At 71.6% G+C, this 13,574-nt stretch carries 12 protein-coding genes and 1 tRNA gene; 7 read left to right on the top strand and 6 right to left on the bottom strand.

Annotated elements, in window-relative coordinates:
- Positions 1-9: 9 nt before the first annotated feature.
- Positions 10-1,020 carry a 23S rRNA (guanosine(2251)-2'-O)-methyltransferase RlmB gene (gene rlmB / locus OVA28_RS01865; RefSeq protein ID WP_194661485.1) on the top strand — a complete coding sequence of 337 codons (1,011 nt, stop codon included), beginning with the start codon at positions 10-12 and terminating at the stop codon, positions 1,018-1,020.
- Positions 1,021-1,236: 216 nt separating this feature from the next.
- On the opposite strand, the gene OVA28_RS01860 is transcribed toward rlmB, so the two are convergent.
- Both OVA28_RS01860 and OVA28_RS01855 read right to left on the bottom strand, forming a co-directional pair.
- On the bottom strand, positions 1,237-2,547 hold the full coding sequence (locus tag OVA28_RS01860) for a DUF4032 domain-containing protein (protein WP_267422816.1): 1,311 nt from the start codon (positions 2,545-2,547) through the stop codon (positions 1,237-1,239).
- Positions 2,548-2,682: 135 nt separating this feature from the next.
- Positions 2,683-3,783, bottom strand: a complete 1,101-nt coding sequence (locus OVA28_RS01855; protein WP_194661483.1) for an ABC transporter ATP-binding protein — start codon at positions 3,781-3,783, stop codon at positions 2,683-2,685.
- Positions 3,784-4,046: 263 nt separating this feature from the next.
- Between OVA28_RS01855 and OVA28_RS01850 the strand changes: the two genes are divergently transcribed.
- On the top strand, positions 4,047-4,988 hold the full coding sequence (locus OVA28_RS01850) for a DsbA family protein (protein ID WP_268095561.1): 942 nt from the start codon (positions 4,047-4,049) through the stop codon (positions 4,986-4,988).
- Positions 4,989-5,401: 413 nt separating this feature from the next.
- Here OVA28_RS01850 and ypfJ read toward each other — a convergent pair whose 3' ends face one another.
- Positions 5,402-6,295 (bottom strand): KPN_02809 family neutral zinc metallopeptidase, encoded by an 894-nt coding sequence (gene ypfJ / locus OVA28_RS01845; protein ID WP_268095560.1) that lies wholly within the window; start codon positions 6,293-6,295, stop codon positions 5,402-5,404.
- Between the two features lie 114 nt (positions 6,296-6,409).
- Between ypfJ and OVA28_RS01840 the strand changes: the two genes are divergently transcribed.
- Both OVA28_RS01840 and OVA28_RS01835 read left to right on the top strand, forming a co-directional pair.
- Positions 6,410-7,555 (top strand): glycerol dehydrogenase, encoded by a 1,146-nt coding sequence (locus OVA28_RS01840; protein WP_268095559.1) that lies wholly within the window; start codon positions 6,410-6,412, stop codon positions 7,553-7,555.
- An 81-nt stretch (positions 7,556-7,636) separates the two neighbouring features.
- Positions 7,637-8,578, top strand: a complete 942-nt coding sequence (locus OVA28_RS01835) for a 2-deoxy-5-keto-D-gluconate 6-phosphate aldolase domain-containing protein (RefSeq protein ID WP_268095558.1) — start codon at positions 7,637-7,639, stop codon at positions 8,576-8,578.
- A gap of 7 nt (positions 8,579-8,585) precedes the next feature.
- On the opposite strand, the gene OVA28_RS01830 is transcribed toward OVA28_RS01835, so the two are convergent.
- A complete protein-coding gene (locus tag OVA28_RS01830) occupies positions 8,586-9,356 on the bottom strand; it encodes an NAD(P)H-hydrate epimerase (protein WP_268095557.1) in 771 nt (256 codons plus the stop codon).
- Positions 9,357-9,389: 33 nt separating this feature from the next.
- On the opposite strand from OVA28_RS01830, the gene OVA28_RS01825 reads away from it, so the two are divergent.
- The 3 genes from OVA28_RS01825 (at position 9,390) to OVA28_RS01815 (ending at position 13,012) form a co-directional block, all read left to right on the top strand.
- The gene (locus tag OVA28_RS01825; RefSeq protein WP_268095556.1) at positions 9,390-10,178 is read left to right on the top strand and encodes an alpha/beta fold hydrolase; all 789 of its coding nucleotides are present in this window, start codon (positions 9,390-9,392) and stop codon (positions 10,176-10,178) included.
- 125 nt (positions 10,179-10,303) lie between these two features.
- Entirely contained in the window at positions 10,304-11,335 is a 1,032-nt protein-coding gene (locus OVA28_RS01820; protein WP_194661476.1) for an aldo/keto reductase, read from the top strand.
- A 237-nt stretch (positions 11,336-11,572) separates the two neighbouring features.
- Positions 11,573-13,012, top strand: coding sequence for an ArnT family glycosyltransferase (locus tag OVA28_RS01815; RefSeq protein WP_268095555.1), 1,440 nt, complete (start codon positions 11,573-11,575; stop codon positions 13,010-13,012).
- Between the two features lie 21 nt (positions 13,013-13,033).
- Here OVA28_RS01815 and OVA28_RS01810 read toward each other — a convergent pair.
- Positions 13,034-13,109, bottom strand: a tRNA-Thr gene (locus tag OVA28_RS01810).
- Positions 13,110-13,143: 34 nt separating this feature from the next.
- A complete protein-coding gene (gene msrB, locus OVA28_RS01805; RefSeq protein ID WP_194661469.1) occupies positions 13,144-13,548 on the bottom strand; it encodes a peptide-methionine (R)-S-oxide reductase MsrB in 405 nt (134 codons plus the stop codon).
- Between the last annotated feature and the right edge of the window lie 26 nt (positions 13,549-13,574).

The raw sequence follows: 13,574 nt of genomic DNA, 5'->3' as shown, positions 1-13,574 counted from the left end.
GAGCAGACCATGAAGAACGTCTCGGGGAACAAGAAGGGCCGACCCGGTGCCGTGCGCTCCGGGCGCAAGGGCAACAAGCAGGTCGGCTCCGGCGGCCAGGGAGCCCAGGCGCTCGAAGGCCGCAAGCCCACGCCCAAGGCTGAGGACCGCCCGTACCACCCCGCCGGCAAGCGGAAGGCCGCGAAGGACCGCTTCGAGGCCGCCCGCGGTCGGCACGGCGCGTCCAGCACGCCCCAGGGCCGCACCGGTCGTCCGCCGCAGCGCAAGACCGACGACTCCGAGCTGGTCACCGGCCGCAACTCGGTGCTCGAGGCCCTGCGCACCAAGACCCCGTCGACGACGCTCTACGTCGCCACCCGCATCGAGGTCGACGACCGCGTCAAGGAGATCCTGACGCTGGCGAACCACCGCGGTGTGCCGATCATCGAGATGATGCGCCCCGAGCTCGACCGCATCACCGGGCACGACAGCGTGCACCAGGGCGTCGCGCTCAAGGTCCCCGCGTACGAGTACTCCGTGGCCGAGGACATCGTCGAGCGTGCGTTCTCCCGCGACCAGGTCCCGCTGCTGGTCGCCCTCGACGGCATCACCGACCCGCGCAACCTCGGCGCGATCATCCGCTCCACCGCGGCGTTCGGCGGTCACGGCGTCATCGTGCCGCAGCGTCGGTCGGTCGGGGTGACGGCGTCGGCGTGGAAGACCTCCGCCGGTGCCGCTGCCCGCACCCCCGTCGCGATGGCCCCGAACCTGACGCAGACGCTGAAGTCGCTGAAGTCGATGGGCCTCTTCGTGCTCGGGCTCGACGGTGACGGGGACGTGGAGCTCGACGCCCTGCAGCTTGCCGACCGCCCGATCGTGATCGTGGTCGGTTCCGAGGGCAAGGGCCTGTCCCGCCTGGTCACCGAGACCTGCGACGCGATCGTCTCCATCCCGATCTCGTCCGCCACGGAGTCCCTCAACGCCGGCATCGCCGCGAGCGTCACCCTGTGGGAGGTCGCCCGCCGCCGTCGCAACGGCTAGGCGCGGCGCACCAGCTCCCTGAGATCGCACTTCGTGTCGTCACCCCGTCGGGTGAGGCGACACGGAGTGCGATCTCACGTTGGGGGTGGAGGGGTGGGCCGAGCGGTCAGGACGCCCCGCGCGCGCACCGCCGAGTGGTCGCAGACCGTCGCTGCGCGACGCTCCGGACGGCGACGTGTGACCGGTCGGCGGACGTGAGCGGGGCGTCGTGACCGGTCAGACGGTGGCGCGCCAGTCCTCGGCCTCGTCGTCCTCGTCCACGTCACCGTCGGCGTCGACGAGCGGGATCGGCACGGTGATGGAGGACGTCGGCGGGTTGATCAGCAGACGCTCGTCACGGCGGTGGCGGAGCACGTCGTTGATGTACGCGGTCGTGGCCTCGGGCAGGGAGACGGAGCGCTCCTCCTGCTGCGACATGAACCAGCGGTGTTCGAGCAGCTCGTGGAAGACCTCGGCGGGTTCGAGTCGACCGCGGAGGTCACGCGGGATCGCCCGGACGACGGGCTCGAAGACGCGGGAGACCCACTCGTGCGCGACCATCTCCTCGTCGAGCTCCCCGCGACCGTTCCGCGCGCGGTAGGCGTCGAGGTCGTTGAGCAGGCGTCGGGCCTGGTTCTCGCCGGCGTCGAGCCCGGTGAGGCGGAGCAGGCGTCGCTGGTGGTGCCCGGCGTCGACGACCTTCGGCTGGATGCGCACCTGGTCACCGCCGGCGGCCGTGTTGATCGAGAGCTCCTCGATGTCGAAGCCCAGCGCGTTGAGGCGTTCGACGCGGTCGTTGATGCGCCAGCGTTCCTTGGCGTCGAACTGCTCGGTGCCGGTGAGCTCCTTCCAGAGCGTCCGGTACTGGGCGACGATCCGGTTCGAGACGTCCACGGCGTCGGCGTTCTCGTCGAGCCGGCCGCCGGCTTCGAGGTCGAGGAGCTCGCCGGCGATGTTCACGCGCGCGACCTCGAGGTCGTTCTCGCGCTGCCCGTTCGACAGGCCGCCCGGGTAGAGCTTGCCGGTCTCCGCGTCGACGAGGTAGGCGGCGAACGAGCCGGCGTCGCGGCGGAACAACGTGTTCGACAGGGAGACGTCGCCCCAGTAGAAGCCGATGATGTGCAGCCGGACCAGCAGCAGCGCGAGGGCGTCGACGAGTCGCGTGGCGGTCTCCGGCCGGAGCGTCTGCGAGTACAGCGCCCGGTAGGGGAGCGAGAAACGGAGGTGTCGGGTGACGAGCGCGGGGTGCAGGGGCTCGCCGTCCGCGCTGACGCGGTTCGTGATGACGGCGACCGGGTCCACGCACGGGACGTCCATGCGCTGCAGGGTGCGGAGCATCTCGTACTCGGAGCGGGCGATCTCCTCGCCGGTCTCCTTCACCGCGACGACGTACCCGCTGAGGTGCACGAAGCGGACCAGGTGCCGCGAGATGCCCTTCGGCAGCGCGACGATCGTGTCGTCGGGCCAGGTGTCGAGCGGCAGGTCCCACGGGAGGTCGAGCAGTCCGGGGTCGACGGTGGCTGCGGTGATGGACAACGAGTCGGGCACGGTGGTTCCTTCGGGTGCTCGGACGGGAGGCACGGTGCGCGTCATCGGGTCTGCGTGCGTCCCGGGGACGGAACGACGGGAGCCCGCCACCCGCCCTTGTGAGGCGGGCGCGGGCTCCCGGGGTGGTGCTGTGGATCAGGCGCTGATGACGGCCTTGTCGTCGAGGCGGTCGCCCGACTCGGAGTCGAACATGTGGACATGGCCCTGCTTCGGGCTGATGACGATCGTGTCGCCGATCGACGGGTGGTTGCGGCCGTCGACGCGGGTGACGATGTCGGTGCGCGTGCCGTTGACGTCGGCGTGACCGTAGAGGTAGCCGTCGGCGCCGAGCTCTTCGATGACGTCGACCGTGACCGGGAGGCCTTCGCCACCGTGCGAGACGACGACGTCTTCGGGACGGACACCCACGGTGATCTGCTTCGAGCGCGCGTTGCCGAGCGTGTCGCGGTCGACCGGGTGGTTGAGCGAACCGAAGCTGATGCCGCCTTCGAGCACGTTGGCGGGGAGCAGGTTCATCGCGGGCGAACCGATGAAGCCGGCGACGAAGACGTTGTTCGGCTTCTCGTAGAGGTCACGCGGGGTGCCGACCTGCTGCAGGATGCCGTCCTTGAGCACCGCGATGCGGTCGCCCATGGTCAGCGCCTCGGTCTGGTCGTGCGTGACGTAGACGGTCGTGACGCCGAGACGACGCTGCAGCGACGCGATCTGGGTGCGCGTCTGGACGCGGAGCTTGGCGTCGAGGTTCGACAGCGGCTCGTCCATGAGGAACACCTGCGGCTGACGGACGATCGCACGGCCCATCGCGACGCGCTGACGCTGACCACCGGAGAGCGCCTTCGGCTTGCGGCCGAGGTACTGCTCGAGGTCGAGGAGCTTGGCGGCTTCCTGCACGCGGGTGGCGCGCTCTTCCTTGCCGACGCCGGCGATCTTGAGCGCGAAGCCCATGTTCTCGGCGACGGTCATGTGCGGGTACAGCGCGTAGTTCTGGAAGACCATCGCGATGTCGCGGTCCTTCGGCGGGACGTCGGTGACGTCGCGGTCGCCGATGCGGATCGCGCCGGAGTTCACTTCCTCGAGCCCCGCGAGCATGCGGAGCGAGGTCGACTTGCCACAGCCCGACGGGCCGACGAGGACGAGGAACTCGCCGTCAGCGACGTCCAGGTCGAGGGAGTCCACCGCGGGGCGGTTGCCTCCGGGGTACAGACGGGTTGCCTTGTCATAGGTGACGGACGCCATGAGCGTTCGGTCCTTTCTCCACCGGCAGGTACGTGCCGGACGATCCGAGTGAAGCGGTACGCCCGTGAGGGCCCCGGATGGTCGTCGTCGACCATCGGGCTCATACAAGCACGAGTACAGACCCCCGCGCCACCCTTTCGGGGCTCATCGGCACACTCCCAGGGCTGATTGGGCGGTTCCCAGAGCGCCCCACTACGATCGACGGGTCTGTCCGCCTGCGGGGGTGAGCGCGAGCGGGCCCTGATCAGGAGGAACCCTTCGTCATGACGAACCGCCCCGAGGGTGCTGCCCGCGCCGAGCGGAACCAGCGCCGAGCAGCCGCCCGGGAACGCGCCGCCAAGGCCCGTCTCCAGCAGAAGCGACGCCAGCGCGGAGTCCGCCTCGGGTTGCAGGTCGGCCTCGGTGTCGTCCTGCTCGCCGCGGCGACGGTCGTGACGCTCGTCCTCCTCGACTCCACCAAGCCGGCGGGCCCCGGCCCGTCGTCGATGCCCCAGGGCGGGATCACGATCGCCCAGGGCATGACGCCCGTGTCCGAGACCGGTTCGAGCGCGTCCTCGTCGCCGAGCGCGTCGACCAGCGCCTCGGCCGGTGCGGAGCCGGTCCGGATCACCATGTACGTCGACTACCTCTGCCCGTTCTGCGGTCAGTTCGAGAAGGCGAACAGCGACTACATCGAGGGCCTGGTCGAGTCCGGCGTCGCGACGGTGGACATCCACCCGATCGCCATCCTCGCCAACCGCTCGCAGGGCACGAAGTACTCGCTCCGCGCGGCCAACGCCGCCGCCTGCGTCGCGCAGTCCTCGCCGGACCAGTTCTTCGCCGTCAACCGAGCGCTCTTCGCCGCCCAGCCCGAGGAGAACACCCCCGGGCTCACCGACGCGCAGCTGAAGAAGGTCGTCGGCGGGGTCCGCGGCGTCGAGGCGAAGTCGACGATCGCGAAGTGCATCGACGACCAGCGCTACGGCAAGTGGGTCGACGAGCGCACCACGGCGGTGTCGGGCGGGGACATCCCCGGGTCATCCCTGAAGGACTTCCCGGGAACGCCGCTCGTCCTCGTGAACGGGCAGCAGTACGAGTACTCGCAGCCGTTCACGAACGAGGAGTTCCGCACGTTCGTCATCACCGTGGCCGGGTCCGGCGAACAGACGCCGACCCCCACGCCCACCCCGTCGGCGTCGGCTTCCGCCTCAGCCTCCGCTTCCTGACCGGTCACGACACCCCGCGTGGTGCATGCCGAGCGGCCACTGACCGTCGCTCCGCGCCGATCCGACCGACGATCGGTGACCCGTCGGCGGACGTGAGCGGGGAGCCCTGACCGCTCGGCGGACCGTGTGCCGCGGCGGACGCGACCGCCTGGAGGCCCGGTGGCGGTCCGGCGGACCGGTGACGGGCCTCCAGGCGGTCCCGCCCGGTGAGCGGGGCTCGCCGAGCGGTCACGACACCCCGTCGGATGCGCGCCGAGCGGCCAGAGGCCGTCGCCGCGCGCCGCCCCGGCTGACGGTCTACGACCGGTCGGCGGATGCGAGCGGGGAGTTGCGACCGGTCGGCCCACGACGGTCTGCGACCGGTCCCGCGGACGGGTGACGGGCCTCCAGGCGGTCCCGCCCGGTGAGCGGGGTTAGAGGGACGAGCCGGGGATGCTGAGCGTGTCGCAGGTCAGCGCGCCCTGCTCGTAGCCGCGCTCGAACCAGCGCTGCCGCTGCTCGCTCGACCCGTGCGTGAAGGAGTCCGGGTCGACGTGTCCGCTCGAGCGCTCCTGGATGCTGTCGTCGCCCACGGCGCTGGCGGCCGAGAGGGCGTCCGAGATCTGCGCGCGGGTGAACGGCTCGAAGAAGGTCTGGCCGTTGGCGGACTCCGTCGACGCGGCGTTCCCCACCCAGGCGCCGGCGTAGCAGTCGGCCTGCAGCTCGACGCGGACGCTGCCCGAGGACGCCCCGGTGCCGCTGCGGTCGGTGTCGGCGAAGGTGCCCTGGAGCTGCTGCACGTGGTGGCCCCACTCGTGGGCGACGACGTACATCTGCGCGAGCGGACCGCCCGAGGAGCCGTACTTCGACTGCAGGTCGTCGTAGAACGCGGTGTCGAGGTAGAGCGCGCGGTCCGGCGGGCAGTAGAACGGGCCCGTCGACGCCGAGGCCGTGCCGCACGCGGTGTCCGTCGAGCCGTCGAACAGGTAGAAGTCCGGGGTCGTGTAGGAGACGCCGAGCTGCCGGCTCTCCGCCGTCCAGTAGGCGTCGAGGGACTCGGCGGCGCCCTCCATGCGGCAGTCGACGTCGGCGTTCGCGTCGCGGCCGGTGCGGCACTCGGTCACCGGTTCGGCCGTCGCTCCGCCGCCCTGGATCTGCGTCAGCCCGCCGTCGCCACCGACGACGCCGCTGAGGTCGAAGCCGGTGAACTGCGCGATGAGGAACACCAGGACCGCGACCCCGACCCCGCCACCGGCCACAGCGGTCGTCGTCCGTCCGCGGCGCTTGACCTTGCCGCCCTGCAGTCGGGAGTCGTCGTTGAACGTCATGCTGACGAATGTACGGATCACCGGGCGTTGTGGTGCGCGGCGTACCGTCGGCCGTGTCGGGACCAGCCGACACCTGTCGCACAACGACGGGCACCCACGACGGAAGGAACAGCCATGGCCGCCCCCATCACCACCGTGATGAGCCCCGCCCGCTACGTGCAGGGACGCGGAGCGATCACCCGCGTCGGCGAGTTCGTCGCGCCCATCGGCTCCCGTCCGCTCATCGTCGCCGACGACGTCGTGTGGGGCATCGTCGAGTCCGCCGTCACCGAGAGCTTCGAGGCCGCCGGGCTCCCCGTCGAGCGTGTCGGCTTCGGTCGGTTCGCGACGCCGGCAGCCGTGGACGCGCTGGTCGAGCGCATCCGTGCCACCGGGTCCGACGTCGTCGTGGGCCTCGGCGGCGGGTCGGCGATCGACGCCGCCAAGGCCTCCGGGCACCTCGCCGACGTCCGGTGGGCGAGCGTGCCGACCGCGGCCTCGACCGACGCCCCGACCTCGGCGCTCGCGGTGATCTACTCCGAGGAGGGCGAGTTCATCGAGTACCGCTTCTTCCCGCACAACCCGGACCTCGTGCTCATCGACACGCAGCTCGTCGCGAACGCCCCGGTCCAGTTCCTCGTCGCCGGCATCGGTGACGCCCTGGCCACCTGGGTCGAGGCCCGGGCCGCCAAGCGCGCGAACGCCGACACGATGGCGGGCGGACGTCAGACCGAGACGGGCGTCGCCCTGGCGCAGCTGTCCTGGGACCTGCTGCACGACAACGCCCTGCAGGCGATCGAGGCCGTGAAGGCGAAGGTCGTCACCCCCGCGCTGGAGAAGGTCGTCGAGGCGAACACCCTGCTGTCCGGCCTCGGGTTCGAGTCCGGTGGGCTGGCGGCCGCGCACGCGATCCACAACGGCCTGACCGCGGCCCCGCAGGCGCACGGCCTGGCGCACGGGCAGAAGGTCAACATCGGCACGCTCGCGCAGCTCGTGATGGAAGGGGCGCCTGCAGCGGAGATCGAGGACTTCGTCGTCTTCACCACCCGGGTCGGTCTGCCGAACACGCTCACCGAGATCGGGCTCACGGTCGAGGACACCGACGTGCTCCGCGCGGTCGCCGACGCCGCCACGGTGGAGAGCGAGACCATCCACAACATGCCGTTCCCGGTGACCCCGGACCTGGTCGTCGACGCGCTGATCGCGATCGAGGGCCTCAGCCGGAGCATCCGCGCCGCGCACGGGCTGCCCGAGCCCGAGCGGTACGTCGCGGAGCACTGACGGAACGAGTCAGTACTGACGGAACGAGTCAGCACGGACGGACCGAGGCAGCGCTGACGGAACGGGGAGTAGGACGGGACCATGCCGAAGCTCGATGAACGTCACCCCCTGTTCCTGCTCGCGATGGACCAGCGCTCGTCGCTGCTCGAGCACACCTACGACGAGTCCGGCGGTGAACCGGCCGACGAGGCCGAGGCCGCACGGGTGCGCGCCGGCAAGCAGCTCGTCTACCGCGGGGTCCTGACGGCGCTCGCCGCCGGGGCGTCCCGCGAGCGGACGGGCGTGCTCGTGGACGAGCTCTACGGTGCCGACGTCGCCCGTCTGGTCAAGGAAGCCGGCCTGCAGCTCGCGATGCCGATCGAGCGGTCGGGGCGCGAGTGGTTCGAGCTCGAGTACGGCGACGACTGGATGGCGCACGTCGACTCCTTCGACCCGGACTGGGTGAAGGTGCTCGTCCGCGACAACCCCGCGTACGACGCCGAGCACCGGGCGCAGCAGGCGTCGGACCTCGCCGAGGTCGCCACGGCCCTGCGCGACGCCGGCCGACCGTTCCTCGTCGAACTGCTCGTCCCCGGCACCGACGAGCAGAAGGCATCGGTCGAGGACTACGACCGCGACCTCCGCCCGGACCTCGTCGTGCAGGTGCTCGAGTACCTGCAGGACCACGGGGTCGAGGCCGACGTGTGGAAGCTCGAGGGCCTCGACCGCTCCGAGGACGCCGAGCGCGTCGTCGCGACCGCCCGCCGTGACGGCCGCGACTCGGTGCAGTGCATCGTCCTCGGCCGCGACGCCCCCGAGGAGCAGCTCGACCACTGGCTGCGCACCGCTGCACCGGTCGACGGCTTCGTCGGGTTCGCGATCGGCCGGAGCAACTGGGAGGAGCCGCTCGAGGACGTGGTGCACGAGGGCCTCGACACCGGGGCGGCAGAGGGCCTCATCGCGGCGAACTACCGCCACTTCGTCGACACCTGGCTCGAGGCCCGCGGTGACGTCGAGGACGGTGTGGACGCCGGCGGCATCTGACCCGCGGTCAGGTCCGGATGAGCGGCTCCACCGCCGCGAGGTCGGCCGCGATCCCGACGTCGACGAGCTCGATCCGTCCGGCGAGGGTCGCGGCCGGCCCGCGCAGCAGCCCGGCCTTCACCCCACCGAACGTCACGGTGACGTCGGCGTGCAGGACGTGGTCGTCCGCGATCCCGCCGGTGTCGACGTCGATGCCGCTCGGCACGTCCACCGCGACGACGAAGGGCGCCCGCTGGTCGCGCGCGAGCTCGCGGATCGCGTGGACGCACTCCCGCGCGGGGGAGCGGAGCGCGGACGCCCCGGACACCCCGATGCCGAGGATCCCGTCGAGGACCAGGTCGGCGCGGAGCGCCGCCTCGGTCGTCAGCTCCGCCAGACGGTCGGCGTCCGACGGCACCGCAGCCCGCAGGACGTCCGCGGCACCGGCAGTGGACGCGCCCGTCCCGGAGTCGGACGGTCCACCCAGGAGGCTGCACCCGGCCTCCAGGGCGGCGGCCATCCCCGCCTCGTGGACCCGACTGCCGACCTGGACGACCTCGACGGTCCGGCCGGCGGCCGCGAGACGCGCGCCGGCGAAGAGGGCGTCGCCGCCGTTGTCGCCGCTGCCGACGAGGAGCAGGACCGTGCCGGGGCCGTCGCCCGGCCGTTCGGCCGGGTCGTCGAGCAGTGCGCCCACGATGGCGGCCAGGCCGTCGGCCGCCCGCTGCATGAGCGGTTCGCCCGCGTCGAGGTGGGGCCGCTCAGCCGCCCGGATCTGATCGCCGCCGTAGCCGTCCATGCGGTCCACAGTGCCCCGATACCCTGGGAGGCCATGTCACTCGTCCCCGCCGCTCCCCGACCCCGCGCCGTGATGTCGCCCGACGGCCGCTCCATCGCCACGTACGACTTCGGCGACCCGGACGCGCCCGTCGTCGTCGCCGTCCACGGGTTCGCCTCCGGGGCCGTGCTGAACTGGCACGCGTCCGGGTGGACCCGCGACCTCGTCCGGGCCGGGTACCGCGTCGTCGCCCTCGACCAGCGTGGACACGGTGCGTCGTCGAAGCCGCACGAACCGAGTGCGTACTCGATGGACCTGCTCGTCGCGGACGTCATCGCGGTGATCGACACGTACCTGCTCGACGACGTCGCGTTCCTCGGGTACTCCCTCGGCGCCCGCGTCGGGTGGCACACCGCCGAACGTCTGCCGGACCGGATCAGCCGGGCCGTCTTCGGTGGGATCCCGGACGCCGACCCGATGCGGCGCGTGCGGGTCGACCAGGCGCGGGCGTTCATCACCGACGGCACCCCGGTCGAGGACCGCGTGACGAACGGCTACCTGACGATGGCGGCCGGTGTCGACGGGAACGACCTCGGGGCACTCGTGGCGATGGTCGAGGGCATGCGGAACAGCATCGAACCGACGCCCGAGAACGCGCCCGCGCAGCCGATCCTGATGGCGGCCGGCAGCGAGGACGGCATCCGGGACAGCGCCGTGCGGCTGGCCGAGGCCGCGCCGAACGCGTCGTTCTTCGAGATCCCGGGGCGGAACCACTTCAATGCCCCGACCTCCAGGCCGTTCCGCGAGGCGGCGATCGCGTTCCTGGGCGGAACCACGCAGTGACACCGTTCGGTGCTCCGACGTCGCGGGCGTTCCGCGAGGCGGCGATCGCGTTCCTCGGACAGGGGCTGTGACGGGTACTGCCAGGCCCTCTCGACTGCGGGCCACGCGGGCGTAGCGTCCGCGCCATGGAACACAGAACCCTCGGGAACAGCGGGACAGCGGTGTCCACCCTGACCCTCGGCACCATGACCTTCGGCAGCGAAGCCGACGAACCCACCTCCCACGCCATCCTCGACGCGTTCGTGGCGGCCGGCGGCACCCTGGTCGACACGGCCGACGTGTACTCCGGCAACGAGTCGGAGCGCATCATCGGGCGCTGGCTGTCGTCGCACCCGACCGAGGCCGCCCAGGTGGTCCTCGCCACGAAGGGCCGCTTCCCGCAGGGCGACGGCCCGAACGACCTCGGGCTCTCGCGCCGGCACCTCCGCGTGGCGCTCGACGCCTCGCTGGACCGCCTCGGCGTCGAGCACATCGACCTGTACCAGATGCACGCGTGGGACGCCCTGACCCCGATCGAGGAGACCCTGCGCTTCCTCGACGACGCCGTCTCCGCGGGCAAGATCGGCTCCTACGGGTTCTCCAACTACCTCGGTTACCAGGTCACCAAGGCCGTGTACGAGGCGAAGGCCCACCACTTCGCACCGCCCGTGACCCTGCAGCCGCAGTACAACCTGCTCGTCCGCGACATCGAGCACGAGGTCGTGCCCGCCTGCCTCGACGCTGGCATCGGCCTGCTCCCCTGGTCCCCGCTCGCCGGCGGCTGGCTGTCCGGCAAGTACCAGCGCGACGAGGCCCCGACCGGTGCCACCCGCCTCGGCGAGAACCCGGAGCGCGGCATGGAAGCCTGGCGCGCTCGGAACGACGACGAGCGCACGTGGGAGGTGCTCGACGTCCTCTCCGGAGTGGCGGACGCGCACGACGCCTCACGCTCGCAGGTCGCCCTCGCCTGGCTGCTCGCGCGTCCCGCCGTCACGAGCGTCATCCTCGGCGTGCGCACGCTCGACCAGCTCGCCGACAACCTCGGCGCGGCCGACCTGGTGCTCGACGAGGCCGAGCTCCAGGCGCTCACCGATGCCAGCGCACCGCGCATCGACGACTACCCGTACGGCACCGCCGGTGTCGCGCAGCGCGAGCGGAAGATCGCCGGCGGCCGCTGACCCGCCACCACTGATCCCGCAGCCGTCGCTGGACGCCGGCTGCGGGATCAGTGCGGGAAGCCGCGAGGTCGGCTGGGACCTCTTCACAAGCGCCTCGGCGCAGTGTCATCATCCTGGTACGGCCGGCTGGTTACCGCGCCGAGCGCCGGAACGCCCCCTGATCCGTGTTCCACCTGCGCCGAAGGCCCGAGCGACATCGTCGCCCGGGCCTTCGCTTCGCTCCCGTAGGATCTCGGGGTGCAGACCCGCGACCTCCAGGGCCCCTCCCAGCGGGCCGGGGTCCGCGTCGTCGCACTCGTGCTCCTCGCCGTCGCCACCGCGTACCAGTGCTTCTGGCGGATCGGTGCGGAGAACGTCGGTGGGGACGAGGCGACGTACGTCAAGGCCGGCCTGGCCTACGTGCACGGGGCGTTCGACCAGAACCGCGAGCACCCGCCCACGGCGAAGTACCTGTTCGGCCTGGCCCAGCTCGTGTTCGGCGACGGGGCCACCGCGCCCCGGGTCCTCGTCGGCGTGCTGGTCGTGCTCGGTGCCGGCGTGCTGTTCCTCTGGCTGCGCGTCGAGATCGGCTTCTGGGCCGGGTACGGCGCCGCGGCCCTCTGGACGCTGACACCGCGCGGCGGCGCCGGCGCGCGGGTCGACCGCGTCGCGCTGCTCGACCCGGTGATGGTGTTCTTCGCCCTCGCCGCGCTGTTCGCGATCTGGATGTGGATGCGGACCGACCGAGGGTGGTGGTTGCCCCTGTCCGCGGTGCTGATGGCCGCGTCGGTCACCTCGAAGGCGTCGACGCTCGTGCTCCTGCCGGCGTTCCTGCTCGCCCCGGTGCTGTTCCGCCGCTGGCGCGCGCTCGTGGTCGGCGGTGCGGTGTGGCTCGCGGTGTTCGTGGTGACCGTCGTCGCGCTGTACGCCCCGATGGGCATCCGCTCCGCCGTCACCTACATGCTCGAGTTCCAGGAGGGGCAGAACCGCAACGGGCACCTCGCACAGATCGACGGGCGGACGTACCAGTTCGCCCCCTGGTGGGCCAACGCCTGGTACCTCGTGCACGGCGTCGGCACCCCGGTGTTGGTCGTGCTCGGGATCGGGGTGCTGCTGGCGCTCGTGGTGCGTCCGGGGCGCCTCGTCGTGTTCGTGGCCGTGCCGCTCGTCCTGCTCGGGGTGTTCTACGCGGTGGCGGCGAAGATCGCCCTGCCCACGTACTACTCGGCGTGGATGCCGTTCATCGTGCTGCTCGCCGCCATCGGCTTCGCACGACTCGCCGCCCTCCCGCCGCGGCGGCTCACGGCAGCTGCGGCGTCGCTCCTCGTCGTCGCGGCCGTGGTCGGCAGCGCACCGCTGGCGAAGACCGTCTGGGAGACCCGCTCGACCGGCGTCGCACGACTGCTGCCGCTGCTCCGGCACGAAGGGGTGGGCGGCGGGCGGATCTTCTTCGGGGCGATCACGCCGAGCGACTACGACCAGTACGTCGGCTCGCGCGGCGTGCGGGACGTGGTCGACGCACCGTTCGTGGCGATCGTCGTGGGGACGGACCGGCGCTTCCCACTGCCGCCCGAGGTGCAGTCGCTGCTGGAGACGCAGCGGTCCTCGTTCGACCGGGTACGGCTCGACCGGGTCGTCGTGTGGATCCCGGACGGCGAGGTCGTGCGTGACGGAGCAGGACTCACCATCCGGAGGTGAGGCCGGAGCTGCCGACGGACTTGGGGCCAGCAGCGGGACTTGAACCCGCAACCCCCGTATTACAAGTACGGTGCGCTACCAATTGCGCCATGCTGGCTGACGCCCTCATCGTACCAACGAGGGCGTCGGGGTCACTCGCCCTGCGCGGAGAAGTTCAGCGACAGCGAGTTCATGCAGTACCGGTCACCGGTCGGGGTGCCGAAGCCGTCCGGGAACACGTGCCCGAGGTGCGAGCCGCAGTTCGCGCAACGGACCTCGGTGCGGGCCATGCCGAGCGAACGGTCCTCGATGAGCGTGACGGCCTGGGGGTCGACCGACTCGTAGAACGACGGCCAGCCGCAGCCGGAGTCGAACTTCGTGCCGCTCTTGAACAGCTCCGCGTTGCAAGCCGCACAGGTGTAGATGCCGGCGCGCTCCTCGTCCAGGAGCTCACCGGTCCAGGGACGCTCCGTGCCGGCCTGCCGCAGCACGGCGTACTGCTCGGGGGAGAGCTCCTCGCGCCACTCGGCGTCTGACTTCTCGACGTTGTGTGCCATGGGTTCCTCCTGCTTTCCAGCCGTGG

The sequence above is a fragment of the Curtobacterium sp. SL109 genome (assembly GCF_026672405.1).
In the GTDB taxonomy this organism is placed as follows: Bacteria; Actinomycetota; Actinomycetes; order Actinomycetales; family Microbacteriaceae; genus Curtobacterium.
This window is presented reverse-complemented; position numbering and strand designations above follow the sequence as displayed.

Bases quoted from the DNA above. Each gene is read 5' to 3' on its own strand.
- OVA28_RS01855 (WP_194661483.1), bottom strand. From the start codon at position 3,783: ATGGCGTCCGTCACCTATGACAAGGCAACCCGTCTGTACCCCGGAGGC.
- ypfJ (WP_268095560.1), bottom strand. From the start codon at position 6,295: ATGACGTTCAACGACGACTCCCGACTGCAGGGCGGCAAGGTCAAGCGC.
- OVA28_RS01825 (WP_268095556.1), top strand. From the start codon at position 9,390: ATGTCACTCGTCCCCGCCGCTCCCCGACCCCGCGCCGTGATGTCGCCC.
- OVA28_RS01840 (WP_268095559.1), top strand. From the start codon at position 6,410: ATGGCCGCCCCCATCACCACCGTGATGAGCCCCGCCCGCTACGTGCAG.
- OVA28_RS01830 (WP_268095557.1), bottom strand. From the start codon at position 9,356: ATGGACGGCTACGGCGGCGATCAGATCCGGGCGGCTGAGCGGCCCCAC.
- OVA28_RS01850 (WP_268095561.1), top strand. From the start codon at position 4,047: ATGACGAACCGCCCCGAGGGTGCTGCCCGCGCCGAGCGGAACCAGCGC.
- OVA28_RS01820 (WP_194661476.1), top strand. From the start codon at position 10,304: ATGGAACACAGAACCCTCGGGAACAGCGGGACAGCGGTGTCCACCCTG.
- rlmB (WP_194661485.1), top strand. From the start codon at position 10: ATGAAGAACGTCTCGGGGAACAAGAAGGGCCGACCCGGTGCCGTGCGC.
- OVA28_RS01835 (WP_268095558.1), top strand. From the start codon at position 7,637: ATGCCGAAGCTCGATGAACGTCACCCCCTGTTCCTGCTCGCGATGGAC.
- msrB (WP_194661469.1), bottom strand. From the start codon at position 13,548: ATGGCACACAACGTCGAGAAGTCAGACGCCGAGTGGCGCGAGGAGCTC.